Annotated in this window: 21 protein-coding genes; 11 read left to right on the top strand and 10 right to left on the bottom strand. The window is 71.5% G+C overall.

The genetic code is table 11. The features are described 5' to 3' along the window. Window positions 1-47: 47 nt before the first annotated feature. The 8 genes from G5B56_RS14820 to G5B56_RS14785 form a co-directional block, all read right to left on the bottom strand. The gene (locus G5B56_RS14820) at window positions 48-926 is read right to left on the bottom strand and encodes a (Fe-S)-binding protein (RefSeq protein WP_164963724.1); all 879 of its coding nucleotides are present in this window, start codon (window positions 924-926) and stop codon (window positions 48-50) included. Window positions 927-1,371: 445 nt separating this feature from the next. Continuing rightward, on the bottom strand, window positions 1,372-2,652 hold the full coding sequence (gene nhaD / locus G5B56_RS14815; RefSeq protein WP_193384723.1) for a sodium:proton antiporter NhaD: 1,281 nt from the start codon (window positions 2,650-2,652) through the stop codon (window positions 1,372-1,374). A gap of 251 nt (window positions 2,653-2,903) precedes the next feature. Next, complete coding sequence (locus G5B56_RS14810) at window positions 2,904-5,162, bottom strand: helicase-related protein (protein ID WP_164963723.1); 2,259 nt, start codon at window positions 5,160-5,162, stop codon at window positions 2,904-2,906. 56 nt (window positions 5,163-5,218) lie between these two features. Further along, window positions 5,219-6,565 carry a phenylacetate--CoA ligase family protein gene (locus G5B56_RS14805; RefSeq protein ID WP_164963722.1) on the bottom strand — a complete coding sequence of 449 codons (1,347 nt, stop codon included), beginning with the start codon at window positions 6,563-6,565 and terminating at the stop codon, window positions 5,219-5,221. A 67-nt stretch (window positions 6,566-6,632) separates the two neighbouring features. Then, window positions 6,633-7,187 (bottom strand): hypothetical protein, encoded by a 555-nt coding sequence (locus tag G5B56_RS14800; RefSeq protein ID WP_164963721.1) that lies wholly within the window; start codon window positions 7,185-7,187, stop codon window positions 6,633-6,635. Between the two features lie 10 nt (window positions 7,188-7,197). Further along, window positions 7,198-8,022 carry a MetQ/NlpA family ABC transporter substrate-binding protein gene (locus G5B56_RS14795; protein WP_164963720.1) on the bottom strand — a complete coding sequence of 275 codons (825 nt, stop codon included), beginning with the start codon at window positions 8,020-8,022 and terminating at the stop codon, window positions 7,198-7,200. A 32-nt stretch (window positions 8,023-8,054) separates the two neighbouring features. After that, complete coding sequence (locus tag G5B56_RS14790; RefSeq protein ID WP_009856211.1) at window positions 8,055-8,717, bottom strand: methionine ABC transporter permease; 663 nt, start codon at window positions 8,715-8,717, stop codon at window positions 8,055-8,057. Then, on the bottom strand, window positions 8,710-9,552 hold the full coding sequence (locus G5B56_RS14785) for a methionine ABC transporter ATP-binding protein (protein WP_164963719.1): 843 nt from the start codon (window positions 9,550-9,552) through the stop codon (window positions 8,710-8,712). The genes G5B56_RS14790 and G5B56_RS14785 overlap by 8 nt, the downstream gene beginning before the upstream one ends. A 188-nt stretch (window positions 9,553-9,740) precedes the next feature. Between G5B56_RS14785 and G5B56_RS14780 the strand changes: the two genes are divergently transcribed. The 3 genes from G5B56_RS14780 to G5B56_RS14770 are packed head-to-tail and all read left to right on the top strand — an operon-like array spanning window position 9,741 to window position 11,396. Next, entirely contained in the window at window positions 9,741-10,316 is a 576-nt protein-coding gene (locus tag G5B56_RS14780) for a DJ-1/PfpI family protein (protein ID WP_164963718.1), read from the top strand. Between the two features lie 30 nt (window positions 10,317-10,346). Then, window positions 10,347-10,724: a ribbon-helix-helix domain-containing protein gene (locus G5B56_RS14775; protein ID WP_164963717.1), complete on the top strand. Its 378-nt coding sequence runs from the start codon at window positions 10,347-10,349 to the stop codon at window positions 10,722-10,724. Between the two features lie 45 nt (window positions 10,725-10,769). Then, on the top strand, window positions 10,770-11,396 hold the full coding sequence (locus G5B56_RS14770) for a LysE family translocator (protein ID WP_164963716.1): 627 nt from the start codon (window positions 10,770-10,772) through the stop codon (window positions 11,394-11,396). A gap of 9 nt (window positions 11,397-11,405) precedes the next feature. Here G5B56_RS14770 and G5B56_RS14765 read toward each other — a convergent pair whose 3' ends face one another. Continuing rightward, window positions 11,406-12,287 (bottom strand): arsenite methyltransferase, encoded by an 882-nt coding sequence (locus G5B56_RS14765; RefSeq protein ID WP_009856206.1) that lies wholly within the window; start codon window positions 12,285-12,287, stop codon window positions 11,406-11,408. Between the two features lie 113 nt (window positions 12,288-12,400). On the opposite strand from G5B56_RS14765, the gene G5B56_RS14760 reads away from it, so the two are divergent. The 4 genes from G5B56_RS14760 to arsB are packed head-to-tail and all read left to right on the top strand — an operon-like array spanning window position 12,401 to window position 14,816. Beyond that, window positions 12,401-12,727, top strand: a complete 327-nt coding sequence (locus G5B56_RS14760) for a helix-turn-helix transcriptional regulator (protein ID WP_009856205.1) — start codon at window positions 12,401-12,403, stop codon at window positions 12,725-12,727. 26 nt (window positions 12,728-12,753) lie between these two features. Further along, window positions 12,754-13,242 carry an arsenate reductase ArsC gene (locus tag G5B56_RS14755; RefSeq protein ID WP_164963715.1) on the top strand — a complete coding sequence of 163 codons (489 nt, stop codon included), beginning with the start codon at window positions 12,754-12,756 and terminating at the stop codon, window positions 13,240-13,242. A gap of 1 nt (window position 13,243) precedes the next feature. Next, window positions 13,244-13,747 (top strand): arsenate reductase ArsC, encoded by a 504-nt coding sequence (locus G5B56_RS14750; protein ID WP_164963714.1) that lies wholly within the window; start codon window positions 13,244-13,246, stop codon window positions 13,745-13,747. Window positions 13,748-13,751: 4 nt separating this feature from the next. Beyond that, window positions 13,752-14,816, top strand: coding sequence for an ACR3 family arsenite efflux transporter (gene arsB / locus G5B56_RS14745; protein WP_164963713.1), 1,065 nt, complete (start codon window positions 13,752-13,754; stop codon window positions 14,814-14,816). 1 nt (window position 14,817) lies between these two features. Here the strand turns inward: arsB and G5B56_RS14740 are convergent, their stop codons facing one another. Further along, the gene (locus G5B56_RS14740) at window positions 14,818-15,204 is read right to left on the bottom strand and encodes a helix-turn-helix domain-containing protein (RefSeq protein ID WP_164963712.1); all 387 of its coding nucleotides are present in this window, start codon (window positions 15,202-15,204) and stop codon (window positions 14,818-14,820) included. Between the two features lie 176 nt (window positions 15,205-15,380). Between G5B56_RS14740 and G5B56_RS14735 the strand changes: the two genes are divergently transcribed. From G5B56_RS14735 to kdpA, 4 genes are all read left to right on the top strand, one after another. Continuing rightward, window positions 15,381-16,271 carry an SDR family oxidoreductase gene (locus G5B56_RS14735; RefSeq protein WP_164963711.1) on the top strand — a complete coding sequence of 297 codons (891 nt, stop codon included), beginning with the start codon at window positions 15,381-15,383 and terminating at the stop codon, window positions 16,269-16,271. A gap of 52 nt (window positions 16,272-16,323) precedes the next feature. Next, window positions 16,324-17,244: a ketopantoate reductase family protein gene (locus tag G5B56_RS14730; RefSeq protein WP_164963710.1), complete on the top strand. Its 921-nt coding sequence runs from the start codon at window positions 16,324-16,326 to the stop codon at window positions 17,242-17,244. 185 nt (window positions 17,245-17,429) lie between these two features. Beyond that, a complete protein-coding gene (gene kdpF, locus G5B56_RS14725) occupies window positions 17,430-17,522 on the top strand; it encodes a K(+)-transporting ATPase subunit F (RefSeq protein WP_009856198.1) in 93 nt (30 codons plus the stop codon). Beyond that, window positions 17,519-19,222, top strand: coding sequence for a potassium-transporting ATPase subunit KdpA (kdpA, locus tag G5B56_RS14720; protein WP_164963709.1), 1,704 nt, complete (start codon window positions 17,519-17,521; stop codon window positions 19,220-19,222). Before kdpF ends, kdpA begins: the two co-directional genes overlap by 4 nt. The last annotated feature ends 1 nt before the right edge of the window (window position 19,223 follow it).

The following is a 19,223-nucleotide window of genomic DNA, read 5'->3' as shown; positions in this document are numbered from 1 at the left end:
GGGTTCCTCGGGCGGATGTAGAAAACGGTGGGGCGACGCGCGCAGAACTACTGGCGCACCGGCAGCGCGTCGTGGCGCAGGATCTTCTTGGCGGCGTGGCCGCGCAGCGCGCGGCCACGGTCGTCGAACCAGACGATCGCGCCGGTCGGGCAGCGGTCGGTGAAGCGGCGCTCGGCCTGGTCGTTCCAGCCGTAGTCGATCTCCACCAGGTTGTTCTTCAGCGCCATCAGGCCTTCGGGCGCGTCGGCGACGCAGCGGCCGCAGGCGGTGCAGGCGACTTCGCAGGAGGCTTCGGCGACATCGCCCTCGGCGCGGTTGCGGCAGGCGATCCACAGTCGCCGGTCGGCCGGCTCGACCGAGAACAGGCCCTTGGGGCAGACCTCGACACAGTCGTTGCAGGCCGTGCACTTGTCGACGTCGACGACCGGCAGGCCGTGCAGGTCCAGCGTGATCGCGCCGTGTTTGCAGACCGTGACGCAGTCGCCCAGGCCCAGGCAGCCCCAGGCGCATTCCTTGCCGCCGCCGCTGACGACGGCCGCGGCGCGGCAGGTCTCCAGGCCGGCGTAATGGGCACGCATGCGCGCCACGTGCTTGCCGCCGGCGCAGGCCAGGCGGGCGACACGCTTCTCGACCTCGCCGGCGCCGACCCCCAGCAGCCGGGCGATCGCGCCGACCTGCTCGGGGGCGCTGACGGTGCAGCGCGCCGGCACCACCTCGCCGGAGACGACCTGCTCGGCGAAGTTGCGGCAGCCGGCCAGGCCGCAGGCGCCGCAGTTGGACTTGGGCAGCAGGTCCTCGACCTGGTCGATGCGCGGATCCTCCTGCACCGACAGGCGCCGGTTGGCGAACGCGAGCACGCCGGCCAGCACGACGCCCAGCGCCGCCATGAAGCCGCCCGCAATGCCGAAGACCCCTACCTGCTCCATCGAAACCTCTCCCGGACCGTCCTACTCATGCGCCCACAGCGCCCAGCCCGCTAGAGCGTCCGATGCCAGTGCGAAAGTCGAGCCGCGACCGGCGTGCAGCCGGAGGCGGGCGGGGCTACGCATGCAAAGCGTCGGCAACTCCTGACGCCGGTCGGCGGCGGGATGAAGCGTCGTTCACAGGGCAGCCAGAGATCGGTCTGACAGACCACTTCACTACGCCGGCGACCACGTTGACCGCCGAAACCCGGGCCGCACCGCGATGGCAGTTCGACCCTGAAACGAATTGGACCCGGCCACCCGGCAAGCCAGATTGACGAACGACAAACGACTTCATCTGGCGGGATACGCGACCCGGGGAAACCCCAAAATCACAAGCGGAAAGCGCAAGAATCGACGGCCACCGCCCCGAATCGACGGCCTCCCTGCGCGTTGGCCGGCCCGGAACTCAGGCCAGGTGCTGCTGCAGCAGATAGATCGCGACGCCGGCGAAGTAGCCCAGCAGCGCCAGGCCGCTGATCTTGCGCATGTACCAGAAGAAGTCGATCTTCTCCATGCCCATCGCCGCCACGCCCGCGGCCGAGCCGATGACGAGGATGGAGCCACCGGTGCCGGCGCAATAGGCCATGAAGCCCCAGAGGAAGTGGTCCGGCGGGAAGTCGGCCAGGCTGTACATGCCCATCGACGCGGCCACCAGCGGCACGTTGTCGACCACCGCGCTGACCATGCCGATGACGATGACGATGAGGTCCTGGCGGCCGATCGTCGCGTCCAGCCATTGCGCCAGGCCGGCCAGCACGTGGGTGTGCTCAAGCGTCGCCACGCACAGCAGGATGCCGATGAAGAACACCAGCGAGCTCATGTCGATCTTGCTCAGCGCGTGCGCCAGCGTGAAGCGGACCTTGTAGTCGTCGTCCTTGTGGCGGTGCACCAGATCGCCGACGAGCCACAGGATGCCCAGCCCGAACAGGATGCCCATGAACGGCGGCAGGTGGGTCAGCGTCTTGAAGACCGGCACCGCGACCAGGATGCTCAGCCCGAGGAAGAACATCAGATTGCGCTCGAACGCGCTGGTGACGACGCCGTCGTCGTCCTCACGCTCGGTCGGCGCCAGCACCGGCTTGCCGCGCAGGGCGAAGGCCGTCACCGCCAGCGGCACCAGCAGGCTGGCGACCGACGGCAGGAAGACGTTCTTCATCACCTCCAGCGCGGTGATCTGGCCACCGATCCACAGCATCGTCGTCGTCACGTCGCCGATCGGCGTCCAGGCGCCGCCGGCGTTGGCCGCGATGACGATGATGCCGGCGAAGAACAGCCGGTCCTCGCGCCGGGCGAGCAGCTTGCGCATCAGCGAGACCATGACGATCGTCGTCGTCAGGTTGTCCAGGATCGCGCTGAGGAAGAACGCGACGATGCCGACCAGCCACAGCAGCGACGGCAGCGTCTTCGTGCGGATGCGCTCGGTGATGACCTGGAAGCCGTTGTGCGCGTCGACGACCTCGACGATGGTCATCGCGCCCATCAGGAAGAAGACGATCTGCGCCGTGCCCATCAGCGACTCGCCAAGTTCGGCGCTGACACGCGGGTGGTCCGCCGTGGCCATGGCGTAGATCGTCCACAGCAGGCCGGCGCCGAGCAGCGCCGAGGCCGACTTGTTGATCTTGAGCGGATGTTCCAGGGCGATCGCCGCATAGGCGGCGACGAACACGAGCACGAGTGCTGTCGTCAGCATGTCATCGAACCGGGGGGATGAAGAGCAAGGCGAGGCCGCCGGGGCCTCGAACCGTGACACCGCGGGGCCGCGCGGAGATCGTTCCGAGCAGCGCCCTCACCCGACGCGCGGCCGCATCGGCCGCCGGGTGGACGGTCGCGCCGTGATGACAACACGATCCGTGGGGACATTGGACGCCTGGACGGGCTGCAGCCGATTGATCGGCCGCAAGCATTCCCACCATGTGACATTTTGGGGCGTCGTGGCCCTTATCGGTGCGCCCCGGGATGGCGCCGCGCGCGGCGCATCTGCGCCAGCGGACGTTTGCCCTGCAGCTGGCGCTCGATGCCGTCGTTCAGCTCGGCGCGCAGCGCATGCACCTCCTCGACGTGGCCGTAGACGCCGGGGAAACGCAGGTCCAGCCACAGCCACAGCGTGCAGGCGCGCAGCGCCTGCTCGATGCGGTCGAGCCGGCTCCAGCCGTCGACCGTGTCCAGGAAGCTCGGCCGGCCGGCGCGGCCGCCCTTGGCGTGGCCGCGCGCCCAGTCCAGGTACTCCTGCACCGTGTCCTCGTTGCGCGAGTCCACCGGCGCCTGGGCGTAGACGAAACGCGCCGCCAGCGGCAGCGCGCCGGCGGCGTGGTCGAGCTGCTCGGCCAGCGCCAGCATCGCGTCGAGCTCGGCGACGGCGAAGTGGGCGTCGTCGAGCTTGAGCCGGTCGACGAAGACGCCCAGCACCTCGCGCAGCCGCGTGGCCTGCAGGCGCTCGGCGATGGTGCGCACGTGCCAGCCGTTGGGTGCCACCGGCGCCTTGAAGTGGCGCGGCGCCTTCGGCTGGCGGTGCAGCAGCTCCTTCAGCGTGCGCGCCGCGGTCGGCTCGGCGAGGTCGAGCACGCCGGCGAAACCTTCCTCGTGGAAGCCGAAGCGCCCGGCGCGGCCGGCGATCTGGTGCACCTCCGACTCGTCGAGCAGGCGGTCGCCGACGCCGTCGAACTTGCTCAGCGTCGAGAACAGCACACGCCGGATCGGCAGGTTCAGGCCCATGCCGATGGCGTCGGTGGCGACGAGGATCTGCGACTCGCCGCTGGCGAAACGTTCGGCCTCGCGCCGCCGCACCTCGGGCGGCAGCGCGCCGTAGATCACCGACACCGGCCGGCCGTTGGCGGCGATCGCGTCGCGCAGCGTCAGCACGTCGCGGCGGCTGAACGCGACGACGGCGTCGCCGGCCTGCAGCGCGTCCAGCGCCACCGGCCGCGGCAGCAGCTCGACGTGCTGTTTGCGCTCGAAGCGCCGCACCGTGCAGCGCTCGCCGCAGACGCCGAGCAGGATCTCGATCGCCGGCACCGCGTACTCGCTGCAGATGATGATCAGCTCGCTGGCCGGCACGGCGACGATGGCCTGGGTCCAGGCCCAGCCACGCGAGGCGTCGAAGATCATCTGAGCCTCGTCGACCACCGCCACCTCGACCGGGTTGTTGGTCGAGACCATCTCGATGGTGCTGGAGACGAAGTGCGCGCCTTCGGCGGGCACGTTCTCCTCGCCGGTCAGCAGCGAGCAGGCGACACCGCGCGCGACCATGCGGTCACGGCCTTCCAGCGCCAGCAGTCGCAGCGGCGCCAGATAGGCGCCGTCGCGCGCCTGGCACAGGCGCTCGAAGGCGGCGTGGGTCTTGCCGCTGTTGGGCGGGCCGACGTAGAGCGTGACCGTGCGCTGCTGCGCACGAGCCTTCGGGAAGGTGTCGGGATAGCCCTGGAAGGCCAGTTCGCTGGTCAGCCCCTGCAGCGTGTCGAGTTCGGTGACACGGTGCTCCCAGCGATCCTGCACGCGCGTGCAGGCGGCCATCAGCTCGTCGGCCCCCTGCGGGCGCGCGCACTCGGCCGACAGCCGCGGCAGCAGCGACACGAGTTCACGCGGCGACAGCGCGTGGCTGCGCGCCACCAGCCGAGCCAGGTGCACGACGATGGCCTCGCGCTGCGGATGCGGCACGCCGTCGCCCAGCGCGGCCTGCAGCGCCGCGGCGTCGCCGTCGCGCCAGAAGGCCCAGATCGGCGTGTCGTCGACGCGCACCCGTAACGGCAGCACCACCGGGAACGGGGCCTCCTCGGGCACCGGGATCTCGACGGTGTCGTGCAGCAGCCGGGTGAAGGCGCCGGCGTGGCGCACCAGGCCCAGCGACTCCAGCGTCGCGGCGCGCGCGTGCATCAGCGCCCGCACGTCGGGGCCGGTGCCCACCGCGTCGAGGTGGGCCAGCGCCAGCGGCACCAGGCGCGGCTCGATCCAGCGGCTGGGCCGCGTGCCGGCGGCCTTCTGCAGCAGGATCAGCCCGAGCTTGTCGAGATGGGCCTCGAAACCGGGCGCGTGCGGCTCCAGGTACTCGGCGGGTTTGGTGACCTGCGGCAGCAGGTGCGCGGCGCGGCGCACGCGCTCGAAGTCTTCGGGAGAGACGCCGGCGGGCACGCGCGCCAGGTGGCGGGGCTCGGGCAGATGGGGCAGCGGGCGCGGCGTGTCGGTCGGGCGTGGAACGGTCATGGAACGGGATCGAGCGAAGCGCAGACTCTAACCGCCCGCGCCGGCGCCCTGCCCGCTCATCCCCAGAGCGCGCCCCTGCGGTCGTCGACGCGGCGCGCCTTATGCGTGGCGCGCGGCAGCGTCTCCGGCGCCAGCAGCCGGACCTCGGCCGAGACGCCGCTGGCGCTCTTCAGCGCATGGGCGAAGCGCCCGGCCAGGCCCGGCGCGTCGCCGGCGAAACCCGGCGCGGTCTCGACTTCCACCGTCAGCCGGTCCAGGTGCTGCACGCGCTCGACGACCAGGCGGTACTCGCCGTTGAACTCGGCGAAACGCCGCACGACGGCCTCGACGTCGCTGGGGAACAGGTTGACGCCCTTGACGATCAGCATGTCGTCGAGCCGGCCGTGCACGCCCAGCAGGCGCGCGCTGGTGCGGCCGCAGCGGCAGGGTTCGGTGCTGAACGAGACGATGTCGCCGGTACGAAAGCGGATCATCGGCCGGGCGCGCTTGGCGAGCGTGGTCAGCACCAGCTCGCCGCGTTCGCCCTCGCGCACCGGCTCGCCCGCGGCGTCGAGCACCTCCCAGTGGATGTGGTCCTCGGCCCAGTGCAGCCCGTCCTGCTGCTCGCACATGCCGGCGCAGGACCCGAAGATGTCCGACAGGCCGTAGTAGTCGTAGACCTTGGCGCCCCACAGCGCCTCGATGCGCTGGCGCGTCTGCGGGATCGAGCCGCCGGGTTCGCCGGCGACGAAGAGCCGGCGCACCTGCAGGTCGCGGCGCGGGTCCAGGCCCTGCTTGAGCGCCGTCTCGCCCAGGTACCAGGCGTAGGACGGCGTCGTCCACAGCGCCGTCAGGCGGAACTGCTGCGCGATCTGCAGCAGGCGTTCGGACGGCAGCGTGCCGGCGTGCACGCTCAAGGCGCCCAGGCGCTGCGCGCCGAGCACGCAAGGCCCGCCGACGAACAGCGACAGGTTCAGCGCGTGGCCGTAGCGGTCGTCGGGCCGCAGCCCGGAGGACCAGAACTGGCGCGCCTCGTAATCGATCCAGTCGTCGAAGTCCTCGGCGGTGAACGGCGAGGCGGTCGGCACGCCGGTCGAGCCGCTGGAGGCGCAGACGTAGACCACGTCGCGCTCGGGCACGGCGACGATGTCGCCCAGCGGCGGCACCGCCAGTTGGCGGTCGCGCAGCGTGCGTTTGTCCAGCGTCGGGAAACGCCGCAGGTCGTCCAGCGTGCGCAGGTCCTCGGGGCCCACGCCGGCGGCGGCGAAGGCGGCGCGGTAGTACGGCGAGCCCTCGGCGGCGTGGTGCAGGTGGCGGCGCAGGCGCTCGAGCTTCAGCGCGTCCCAGTCGGCACGCGACTGGGTCTCCAGCGCCGGCGCCCAGAAGCGGCGTTCGGTGCCGATCTCGGCCAGGACCGCGCTCATTGGGCACCCTCCGGCCTGGCGGCCGGTCCCTCCGAGCGGGAATGAGCCCCGGACAAGTCCTGAGGGCTCATGCCGTCCTCGCGACGGCCGGCGGCGCGGTCACACGCCCGGCCAGCAGTTCGTCCAGCAACGGCAGCGTCGGCGCGCCGCCGCCGGTGGGCAACGCCTCCCAGCCCTGGCCGCGCGAGAAGAAACGCAGCGCCTCGAAGTCGGCCAGGCGGCCGCCGTCGAAGCGGTGGGCCAGACCCGCCGGCACGGCGATCCAGTCGCCGGCGGTGCAGAGCACGGCCAGGCCGCCCGCCGGCAGGCGCACGTGGAACAGGCCGCGGCCGTTGACGAACACACGCAGCTCCAGGTCGGCGTGCGTGTGCTCCTCCAGGAAGCGGGCGCGCTGCGCCGGCCAGGCCGGGTCGCCCGGGCGCACGGTGACGCGGTCCTCGTGCACGATGCCGTAGTGCCGGCGCAGCGCATCCAGCGCCGCGTGGTGGCCCGAATCGGCGTCGGGCTCGATCTCCACGCGCCCGGCGTCCACGCCCAGCCGCGCCAGCAGCGCCACGCTGGCGGCCGTGCCGCGGGCGTGCTGCGTCACGGCGCCGTCTTCATCGAACTGCCAGACCTGCATCGTCCGCCCCTCACGGCAGGAAGGACGGGCGGGCGTAGCCGGCGAAGTTCTTGTCCAGCACCTGCTTGAAGTACGGCGTCTTGAAAGCCTCGGCGATGTCGTGCGCCCAGGGTGTGGCGGCGTCGGCGCGCTTGACCGCGGCGACGAGCAGGTAGTAGTCGGGCGTCTTTTCCAGCGCCACCGCTTCGGTGAGCTTCAGCCCCGAGGAGATCGCGAAGTTGCCGTTGATGACGGCGAAGTCGGTGTCGTCCAGCGCGCGCGGCAGCTGCGCGGCCTCCAGCGGCACGAGCTGGATCTTCTTCGGGTTGGCGACGATGTCCTTCTCGGTGACGCGCAGCGGGTCGACGCCGGGCTTCACGGTCAGCAGCTTGTGCTGCTCCAGGAAGACCAGCGAACGCGCGAGGTTGGTCGGGTCGTTGGGCAGCGCGATGCGCGCGCCTTCGCGCAGCTCGGCCACGGTCTTGAACTTGCGCGAGTACAGGCCCAGCGGCGCGATCGGGCCCTGCACGATGTCGACGATGTCGAGCTTCTGGTCGGCGGCGAACTTCTTCAGGTAGATGATGTGCTGGAAGAAGTTGGCGTCGAGCGCGCCGTCGGCCAGCGCCTTGTTCGGCTGCACGTAGTCGTTGAACTCGACGAGCTTCACCTTGTAGCCCTTCTGTTCGAGCTGCGGCTTGATGCCGAGCTTCAGCACGTCGAGGTTGGAGCCGGCGGTGGCGCCGATGACGAGCTCCTTCTTCTGCTGCGCATGGGCCTGGGAGGCGAGCGTCGCGGCGCCGAGGACGGCGGCCAGGGCGACGGCGGTGGACAGCAGCGAACGGCGCGAGAACGACATGGGTTTTCCTTGGTTCCGGAGAAGACGGGAGGTCAGCGTTTGTCGAGGCGGCGTGCGAGCGCGTTGCCGCCGAACTGGATGAGCTGCACGAGCACGACGAGGATCGCGACGGTGAACACCATCACGTCGGTCTGGAAGCGGTAGTAGCCGTAGCGGATCGCGAGGTCGCCGATGCCGCCGCCGCCGACGACGCCGGCCACCGCCGAGTACGACAGGAAGCTGATCGCCAGCACCGTCAGCGCCAGCACCAGCCCCGAGCGCGCCTCGACGACGAGCACGCGCCAGACGATCTGCAGCTCCGAGGCGCCCATCGCGTGCGCTGCCTCGACGACGCCGCGCGGCACCTCGCGCAGCGTCTGTTCGACGAGGCGCGCGAAGTACGGGATCGCCGCGAAGGACAGCGGCACCGCCGCCGCCAGCGGCCCGATCGAGGTGCCGGCGATGACGCGTGTGACCGGCACCAGCGCCACCAGCAGGATGATGAACGGGAACGAGCGCACCAGGTTCACGACCCAGCTGACGACGCCGTAGACCGGCGCCGAGGCCAGCGGCTGGCCCGGCCCGAGCAGGAACAGCCAGACGCCCAGCGGGCCGCCGACGATCAACGCCGAGCCCAGGCCGATGGCCAGCATCAGCGCGGTCTGGCCGACCGCCGTCCAGAGTTCGGGCAGCAGCGCGACGATGTTCTCAGGCATGGGCGGGCTCCGGTTCTTCGGCCAGGGCCTCGTCGCCTTCGGCATCGAGTTCGGGCGGGTGGTCCACGAGGCGCTGCAGCGCCCGGCCCAGCGAGGTGCGGCGGCGCACGCCGCGCTCGGCCAGCGCGAACTGCTCGGCGACCGCACCGCGTTCGACGACGGCGACGTGGCGGCACAGCGAGCGCACGACCTCCAGCTCGTGGGTGACGATGACGATCGTCACGCCGAGCCGGGCGTTGATGTCGGCCAGCGTGCGCAGCACCTGGCGCGTGGTGTCGGCGTCCAGCGCCGAGGTCGGCTCGTCGCACAGCAGCACCGACGGGTGCGGCGCCAGCGCACGGGCGATCGCCACGCGCTGCTTCTGGCCGCCGGACAGCTGTGCCGGGTGGCTGTCGCGCTTGTCGGTGAGGCCGACGATGGCCAGGCATTCGGCGACCCGTTCGGCGACTTCGGCGCGCGAGCGCCGGCCGTGCAGGCGCAGCGGGAAGGCGACGTTGTCGAAGACGGTCGCGTTCTGCAGCAGGTTGAACTGCTGGAAGATCATGCCGATCGACTGGCGCGCCAGCCGCAGCTCGCGCTTGCCGAGTTCGGTCAGCACGCGGCCGTCGACCTCGACGCGGCCGCGGTCGGGGGTCTCCAGCAGGTTGATCAGGCGCAGCAGCGTCGACTTGCCGGCGCCGCTGGCGCCGACGATGCCGAAGACGTCGCCGCGGCGCACCTGCAGCGAGACCTCGTGCACGGCGTCGAAGACCTCGCCGCCGGGCAGGCGGAAACGTTTGCTGAGGCCGTCGAGCCGGATCAGCGGCGGGGCGGCGGGTAGTTCCTGGACAGGCATGGAGACGGCGGGAGGGACAACGTCTCATGAGTTTCTCCAGCGGTCCCGGCGCCCGGAACGAAGGAAACCGAGTTTGGTTCCTCGCCCTCCGGGAAAACCACAGCCGCCGCGGTAGGCCGCTACTACCGCCTGCGCGGCACGCTTGCCGAAGATGGCGCCCATCCCAACGAACCCAGGAGACCCGGGCGATGAGCAAGATCCTGATGCTGTGCGGCGACTTCGGCGAGGACTACGAGGTCATGGTGCCGTTCCAGGCGCTGCAGGCCGTGGGCCACACGGTGCACGCGGTGGCGCCCGACAAGAAACGCGGCGACTACGTGATGACCGCGATCCACGACTTCGAGGGCCAGCAGACCTACAGCGAGAAGCCCGGCCACCGCTTCACGCTCAACGCCAGCTTCGCCGACATCGACCCGGCGGCGTACGACGCGCTGGTGATCCCCGGCGGCCGCGCGCCCGAGTACCTGCGCATGAACTCGCGTGTCGTCGAGATCACGCGCCACTTCCTGGCGGCCGACAAGCCGGTGGCCGCGATCTGCCACGGCGCGCAGCTGCTGGCCGCCACCGGGCTGATCAAAGGCCGGCGTGTCAGCGCCTACCCGGCCTGCCAGCTCGAGGTGGAACTGGCCGGCGCCGAGTACATGGGCATCGCGATCGACGGCGCGGTCACCGACGGCAAGCTCGTCACCGCCCCGGCGTGGCCGGCGCACCCCGCCTGGATCGGGCAGTTCCTGGCCGTGCTGGGCACGCGCATCAGCCTGTAGCATCGTCCTGCAACGCCCAGGGAGACGCCCATGTGCCGGATCTTCGTCAGCGCCGACCCCGCCAGCTACGAGAGCCGCACGCGCTCGGTGCGGCTGCACGGCGTCGTCACCAGCGTGCGGCTGGAGAACCTGCACTGGGCGGTGCTCGAGGAGATCGCCGCGCGCGACGGCCTGAGCGTCGCCCAGCTCATCGAGACGCTGTACGACGAACTGGTGGCCGAACGCGGCGCGGTCGGCAACTTCGCGTCCTTTTTGCGCGTCTGCGCGCTGCGCTACGAGAACCTGATCGCCCAGGGCCTGATCCCGCGCGACGCCTCGGTGGCTATCCGCTCGCTGGACGCCGAGCGAGTGCTCGGCGCACAGCCGCGGCCGGTGGCTGCCTGGCGCGGGCAGCGCACGCTGAGCTGAAGCGGCGGGCGCGACAATCCGGGGCCCGCCCCCGGCCGCCGCCCGATGCTGACACTCTCCCAACTGCTCGCATTCCTCGCCGCCTCCGTGCTGATCACGGCCACGCCCGGCCCCGACAACCTGATGGTGCTGAGCACCGGCATGTCGCGCGGGCGGCGGCGCGGCATCGCCTTCGGCCTGGGCTGCGCGCTCGGCTGCCTGAGCCACACGGCGCTGGCGGTGCTGGGCGTCAGCGCGCTGGTCGCGGCCTCGCCGATCGCCTTCACGGCGCTGAAGTGGATCGGCGGCGGCTACCTCGTCTGGCTCGGGCTGCGTGCGCTGCGCAGCCGCGGCGGCGCGCTGTCGGGCACGGCCGGCGCCGGCGATGAGAGCGCGGCCACGCTGTTCCGCCGCGGCCTGCTGGCCAACGCGGTGAACCCGAAGGTCGTGCTGTTCTTCCTGTCCTTCCTGCCGCAGTTCGTCGTGCCGGAACAGGGGCCGGTGGCGCTGCAGCTCGGCGTGCTGGGCCTCGTGTTCACCGCCCAGGCGGCGCTGATCTTCGCGCTGCTGGGCGCCTTCGCCGGCAGCATCGGCGCCTGGCTGAACCGCCGCCCCGGCGCCGGCGCGTGGCTGGACCGCATCGCCGGCGTCGTCTTCATCGGACTGGGGCTGCGCATCATCACCAGCCGCTGAGACGCGGCCTCAGCAGCAGCGCGACTTGCAGCCGCATCCGGCGGCGGCAGCCGGCTCGGCCGTCGGCGCTTGCGCCGTCAGCGGCTTGGTGGCGCGCACGAAACCGCTGGCGAACAGGCCGTCGACCTGGCGCGCCAGCGCCTGGGCGTCGGCCACCTGGCCCGACAGCAGCGTCAGCGCGTCCTCGGCGCCGTAGACACGCGTGACCTCGATCGCCGCGTGCTCGAAACCGGCCGCGCGCAGCCGCGCGAGGTAGTCGCTGTCGCGCAGCGCGCCGGCCACGCAGCCGGCCCACAGCGTGCGGTCGGCCCGGATCGCCGCCGGCACCTCGCCGCGCACGACGATGTCGCTGACGGCGAAACGCCCGCCCGGCTTGAGCACGCGGAAGGCCTCGCGCAGCACGCGGTCCTTGTCGGCCGACAGGTTGATGACGCAGTTGGAGATGATCACGTCCACCGTGTCGTCGGGCAGCGGGATGTTCTCGATCTCGCCGCGCAGGAAGAAGACGTTGCGCAGCCCGCTCTTGCTCTTGTTCTGCTCGGCCAGCGCGAGCATCTCGCGCGTCATGTCCAGGCCGAAGGCCATGCCGGTCGGGCCGACACGGCGCGCCGACAGCAGCACGTCGATGCCTCCGCCCGAACCCAGGTCGAGCACCGTCTCGCCGGCGTGCAACTCGGCCAGCGCGGTCGGGTTGCCGCAGCCCAGCGAGGCCAGCACCGCGGTGTCGGGCAGCTCGCCGGTCTGCACGCTGTCGTACAGGCCCGAGGAGATCGGGTCGGCGGCCGCGCTGGCAATGCCGCAGCAGGGGTTGGCCTCGCCTTGCGCCACGCGCGTGGCGGCGTCGCCGTAGTGGCGGCGCACGAAATCCTTGACGTCGGTTTCGCTGTTCATCGTTCTTCCTTCACCCGGACACGCCGTTGTCACGGCCATACATCTATACTTCCACAACTTTAGAAATATAGGAAGCACCGATGTCAGAACACGACGCAGGCGCCACCACCACGATGAACGAGAAGGACGCCGTCGCCGCGCTGGCGGCGCTGGCCCAGGAAGCGCGGCTGCGCATCTTCCGCGCGCTGGTCGGCGCGGCGCCGGTCGGCATGACGCCATCGGCGCTGTCGGCGATGCTCGACATCCCGTCGTCGACGCTGTCCTTCCACCTGAAAGAGCTGATCCACGCCGGGCTCGTCAGCGCCGAGCGCGACGGCCGCAGCCTGATCTACCGCCCCGAGATGGCGCGCATGGACACGCTGCTGGGCTACCTCACCGACCACTGCTGCCAGGCCAGCGGCTGCACGCCGCGCACCACGCGCCGCGGCGCGCGCTGCTGAGCGGCGGCTTCTTTACGAGGCACCCGATGGAACCGACGACCTACAACGTCCTGTTCGTCTGCAGCGGCAACTCGGCACGCTCGATCCTCGCCGAGGCGCTGATGAACCGGCTCGGCGACGGGCGCTTCCGCGCCTTCTCCGCCGGCAGCCACCCCAAGGGCGAAGTGCATCCGCTGACGCTGAAGACACTCGCCGCGCAGGGCCTGCCGGTCGACGGCTGTCGCAGCAAGAGCTGGGAGGAGTTCGCGTCGCCAGGAGCGCCCGAGCTGCACTTCGTCTTCACCGTCTGCGACCAGGCCGCCGGCGAGGTTTGCCCGGTCTGGCCGGGCCAGCCGATCACCGCGCACTGGGGCATGCCCGACCCCGCCGCCGCGCCCGAGGCGCAGAGAGAGCAGGCCTTCGTCGACACCTTCGTCACGATGAAGCGGCGCATCCAGCTGATGCTGGCGCTGCCGCTGGCCAGCCTGGACCGCGTCGCGCTGAAGGCGCGCGTCGCCGACATCGGAAAGCACTGACATGACCGTGCACGTCCTGATCCTCTGCACCCACAACTCGGCGCGCAGCGTGCTGGCCGAAGGCATGCTGAACCACCTGGCCGCGACACTCGGCGCCGACGTGCGCGCGCACAGCGCCGGCAGCGCGCCCAGCGGGCGCATCAACCCGTTCGCGCTGGAAGCGCTGGCCAACGCCGGCATCGCCACCGGCGCGTTTCGCAGCAAGAGTTGGGACGAGTTCAGCGCCGACGGCGCGCCGCCGCTGGACATCGTCATCACCGTCTGCGACAGCGCCGCGGCCGAGACCTGCCCGGTGTTCTTCGGCGCCCAGGGCCAGCCGATCAAGGTGCATTGGGGCTACCCCGACCCGTCCAACGCCGAAGGCGGCGACGAGGGCAAGCGACGCGCTTTCGAACTGACGCGCCAGGCGATCGGCTACCGCATGCTGCAACTGCTGGCGCTGCCGCTGGCGACGATGGACCGCACCGCGCTGCAGGCCGCACTCGCCGAGATCGGCCGGAGCTGACGCCATGACCACCGCCACCCTGCCCGCCCCCGCACCGATGAGTCTGTTCGAACGCTGGCTGACGCTCTGGGTCGCGCTGTGCATCGCCGCCGGCATCGCGCTGGGGCAGTTGTTCCCGGGGCCGTTCCAGGCCATCGGCCGGCTCGAGTTCGCCCAGGTCAACCTGCCGGTCGGGCTGCTGATCTGGGTGATGATCATCCCGATGCTGCTGAAGGTGGACTTCGGCGCGCTGCACCAGGTGCGCCGGCACTGGCGCGGCATCGGCGTCACGCTGTTCGTCAACTGGGCCGTCAAGCCCTTCTCGATGGCGCTGCTGGCCTGGATCTTCATCCGCCAGGTCTTCGCGCCCTGGCTGCCGGCCGAGCAGCTCGACAGTTATGTTGCCGGGCTGATCCTGCTCGCCGCGGCGCCCTGCACGGCGATGGTCTTCGTCTGGAGCCGGCTGACCAACGGCGACCCGCTGTTCACGCTGAGCCAGGTGGCGCTGAACGACACGATCATGGTCTTCGCCTTCGCGCCCATCGTCGCGCTGCTGCTGGGGCTGTCGGCGATCACCGTGCCCTGGGACACGCTGCTGACCTCGGTCGTGCTCTACATCGTGATCCCGGTGGTGCTGGCGCAGGCCTGGCGCCGCGCGCTGCTGCGCCGCGGCCCGCAGGCGCTGGAGGCGACGCTGGCCCGCATCGGCCCGTGGTCGATCGCCGCGCTGCTGGCGACGCTGGTGCTGCTCTTCGCCTTCCAGGGCGAGGCCATCCTGGCGCAGCCGGCGGTGATCGCGATGCTGGCCGTGCCGATCCTGATCCAGGTGTTCTTCAACTCGGGACTGGCCTACTGGCTGAACCGCCGCGCCGGCGAGAGCCACGCGGTGGCCTGCCCGTCGGCGCTGATCGGCGCCAGCAACTTCTTCGAGCTGGCGGTGGCCGCGGCGATCAGCCTGTTCGGCTTCCAGTCGGGCGCGGCGCTGGCCACCGTCGTCGGCGTGCTGATCGAGGTGCCGGTGATGCTGCTGGTGGTGCGCTGGGTCAACCGCAGCAAACCCTGGTACGAAGCCGGGCTGCGGCGCGGCTGACTCAGCGCGCCTCGATCGCCTCGGGCGCCGTGTAGGCGCGGCGCGCCGCGTGCACGTCCTGGTGGTGCGCCTTGGCCCAGTCCAGCAGGCCGTGCATCGGCTTCAGGAACGAGGCGCCGAGTTCGGTCAGCGCGTAATCCACACGCGGCGGCACCGTCGGGTAGACGGTGCGGCTGACCAGGCCGTCCTGCTCCAGCCGGCGCAGCGTCTGCGCCAGCATGCGCTGCGAGATGTCGGCGATGCGCGACTTCAGCACCGTGAAGCGCAGCGTGCCGCCCTCCTCCAGCGTGAACAGCACCAGCATGCTCCAGCGGTCGCCCAAACGTTCGAGCACGTCGCGGATCGGGCAGCGGTCGGCATCGGGATCCTTGGACTTGTGAAGCGACATCGAGAACTCCGCGGGGCTGGGGTCGGTAACACCGAGGTCACCAAGTGACCTTCGGCTCCCTTCTTGTGGAGCCGGGGCGCGATGATGGATCATTTCGGCACCAACACGCAAGTTGAGAGTTGGTTCCTTTTAAATACTAATGATCCGGGCCCCGCCCGCCTTCAACGGAGTCCTGCATGTCCACCCTTCTCGTCACCGGCGCCTCGGGCCACTTCGGCCAGCGTGTGCTGCACCATCTGCTCGACACGCTGCACGTCGAACCGGCGCGCATCGTCGCCGCCTCGCGCCAGCCCGAACGCCTGGCGGCCTTCGCCGCCCGCGGCGTCGCCACGCGCCGCGCAGACTTCGACGACGCCGCGTCGCTGGCCGGCGCCTTCGCCGGCATCGCCCGCGCGCTGATCGTCAGCACCGACGCGCTGGACCGCCCGGGCAAGCGCCTGGAGCAGCACCGCGCCGCCGTCGCCGCCGCCGAGCAGGCCGGCGTCGCGCACCTCGTCTACACCTCAATGCCCGGGCCGCACGACTCCTTCATCACCTTCGCGCCCGACCACGCCGGCACCGAGGACGCGCTGGCCGCCAGCCGCGTGCCGGGCTGGACCATCCTGCGCAACCACTGGTACTTCGACAACCTGTTCCATTCGCTGCCGGCGGTGCTGGCCAACGGCGGCCAGTGGTACAGCGCGGCGGGCGACGGCAAGCTCGCCAACCTCTCGCGCGACGACCTGGCGCTGGCCGCAGCCACCGCGCTGGCCGGCAGCAGCCGGAGCCGCGAGGTCTACACGCTGAGCGGCGAAGAAGCGCTGACGACCGCCGAGCAGGCCGAACGCATCGGGCGTGCGATCGGCCGCCCGCTGACGGTGGTGCCGGTGGCGGTGGCCGACCTGGAGCGCGGCATGGTCGGCGCCGGCCTGCCCGAGCCGGTGGCGCGGGCCTACGCCTCGTTCGACGCCAACACCGCCGCCGGCCACGTCGGCACGGTGACCGGCGACTTCCGCCGCCTCGTCGGCCGCGCGCCGCAGAGCTTCGACGCCTGGCTGGCCGAAAACGCCGCGGCACTGCGCGGCTGAGCCCGCGCCACGCCGGCTAGCATCGTCGTCCCGAACCCGACGGAGACGAACGATGGCTGAAGACTCGCTGCGCGTGGCGGTGATGGGCGCCGGCGCCGTGGGCTGCTACTTCGGCGGCATGCTCGCGCGCGCCGGCCACGAGGTGGTGCTGATCGGCCGCCCGGCGCACGTGCAGGCGATCGGGGCCGAGGGCCTGCGGCTGCAGACCCGCGCCTTCGACGAGCGTGTGCGGGTCGCCGCCAGCACCGAGGTCGCGGCGGTGGCCGGCGCCTCGCTGGTGCTGTTCTGCGTGAAGTCCACCGACACCGAGGCCGCGGCCGCGTCGATGCGGCCGCACCTGGCGCCCGGCACGCTGGTGCTGAGCCTACAGAACGGCGTCGACAACGCCGAGCGCCTGCGCACGCTGCTGCCGCAGCCGGTGCGCGCCGCCGTCGTCTACGTCGCCACCGAGATGGCCGGCCCGGGCCACGTGCTGCACCACGGCCGCGGCGAGCTGCTGGTCGAACCCGGCCGCGGCGGCGACGCCTGGGCCGAAGCCTTCCGTGCCGCCGGCGTGCCGGTGCAGGTGTCGGCCGACGCGCGCCAGGCGCTGTGGACCAAGCTGATCCTGAACTGCGCCTACAACGCGCTGTCGGCGATCGGCCAGGCGCATTACGGCCGGCTGGTGGCCACCGACGGCGTGCCCGATCTGATGCGCGAGGTGGTGCGCGAGTGCGTCGCCGTCGCCGCGGCCGACGGCGTCGAGATCGCGCCCGACATCGAGGCCACGGTGTTCGCGCTGGCGCCGTCGATGCCAGGCCAGCGCTCGTCGACGGCGCAGGACCTGGCGCGCGGCAAACACACCGAGATCGAGCACCTGAACGGCTACGTCGTGCGCTGCGGCCAGCGGCACGGCGTGCCGACGCCAGTGAACGCGATGCTGCGCACGCTGGTGCGGCTGATCGAGAGCGGACACGCGCCGGCCGCTTCTTGACGCCTTCTTGATACCGCCGCCCGCAGTCTTGCGACCGTCTTGACGGCCGCTGCGGGAGCATCCCTCCGACATTGAACGGAGGGGTCGATGGACCTGTTGTACCTCGTGACCGGGGCCGCGCTGTGGGCGCTGGCCTGGGCGCTGGCGCGCGGCTGTGCGCGACTCGAACGACGCCGGGGGCGGGCATGAACGCCTGGCTTTGTGCCGCCGCGGCACTGGCCGCCGGGCTGCTCGTCTACCTCGTCGCCGCGCTGCTGCGGCCGGAGGACTTCTCGTGAGCGGCGCCTGGTTGCAACTGGCCGTCTTCCTGCTCGTGCTGTTCGCCGCGGCCTGGCCGCTGGGGCGAGCGATCGAGGCGGTGATGGACGGCCGCTTCGCGCTCGGCCAGCGCATCGAGGCGCCGCTGTACCGGCTGGCCGGCGTCGCCCCCGACGAGGACCAGCCCTGGACCCGCTACGCGCTCGGCCTGCTGGTCTTCAACGGCCTGGGGCTGCTGGCCGTCTATGCGCTGCAGCGCCTGCAGCCCGAGCTGCCGCTGAACCCGCAGCACTGGCCGGCGGTCGCGCCCGACTCGGCGCTGAACACCGCGGTGAGCTTCGTCACCAACACCAACTGGCAGGGTTACGGCGGCGAGACGACGATGAGCCGGCTGACCCAGATGCTGGGCCTGGCGGTGCAGAACTTCCTGTCGGCGGCCACCGGCATCGCCGTCGCGGTGGCGCTGGCGCGTGGTTTCGCGCGTCGCTCGGCCGGCGGCATCGGCAACGTCTGGGCCGACCTGACGCGTGCGACGCTGTGGATCCTGCTGCCGCTGTCGCTGCTGGCGGCGCTGTTCTTCGTCTCGCAGGGCGTGGTGCAGACCTTCGCCGCCGACACCACGCTCGTCACCGTCGAAGGCCGGCAGCAGACGCTGGCGCTGGGCCCGGTGGCCTCGCAGGAGGCGATCAAGCTGCTGGGCACCAACGGCGGTGGCTACTTCAACGCCAACTCGGCGCACCCGTTCGAGAACCCGACGCCGCTGGCCAACGCGGTGCAGATGGTCGCCATCCTGCTGATCCCGGCGGCGCTGTGCTTCGCCTTCGGCCGCCTTGTCGGCGACGCGCGCCAGGGCCGCGCGCTGCTGGCGGCGATGACGCTGCTCTTCGTCGTCGCCGTCGTCGCCATCACCCAGGCCGAAACCGCCGGCAACCCGCTGCTGCCCGGCCTGGGCGTCGACACCCTGCCCTCGGCGCTGCAGGCCGGCGGCAGCATGGAAGGCAAGGAAGTGCGCTTCGGCCTGAACGCCAGCACGCTGTTCGCCGCGGTGACCACCGCCGCCAGCTGCGGCGCGGTCAACACGATGCACGACAGCCTGACGCCGCTGGGCGGCGCCGTGCCGCTGGTGCTGATGCAGCTCGGCGAGGTGGTCTTCGGCGGCGTCGGCTCGGGGCTGTACGGGATGCTGGTCTTCGCGCTGCTGGCGGTGTTCATCGCAGGGCTGATGATCGGCCGCACGCCCGAGTACCTGGGCAAGAAGATCGAGGCCCACGAGATGAAGCTGGTCTCGATCACGATCCTGGTGACGCCGCTGCTGGTGCTCGGCGGCAGCGCGCTGGCGGTCAGCGTCGAGCCCGGCCGCGCCGGCATCCTGAACCCCGGCGCGCATGGCTTCAGCGAGGTGCTGTACGCGCTGGCCTCGGCGGCCAACAACAACGGCAGCGCCTTCGCCGGGCTGTCGGCCAACACGCCCTTCTACAACCTGATGCTGGCCGTGGCGATGTGGCTGGGCCGCTTCGGCGTGATCGTGCCGGTGCTGGCGCTGGCCGGCGCGCTGGCGGCCAAGCCGCGGCTGGCCGTCACGCGCGGCACGCTGCCGACGCACGGCGCGCTGTTCGTCGCGCTGCTGGTCGGCATCGTGCTGCTGGTCGGCCTGCTGAACTACGTGCCCGCGCTGGCGCTCGGCCCGGTGGCCGAGCACCTGGCGCTGTGGGCGCGATGAG

Source organism: Rubrivivax sp. JA1026 (assembly GCF_011065555.1).
In the GTDB taxonomy this organism is placed as follows: Bacteria; Pseudomonadota; Gammaproteobacteria; order Burkholderiales; family Burkholderiaceae_C; genus Rubrivivax; species Rubrivivax benzoatilyticus.
The sequence above is the reverse complement of the archived record's forward strand: the minus strand, read 5'-3'. Positions and strand labels throughout refer to the sequence as shown.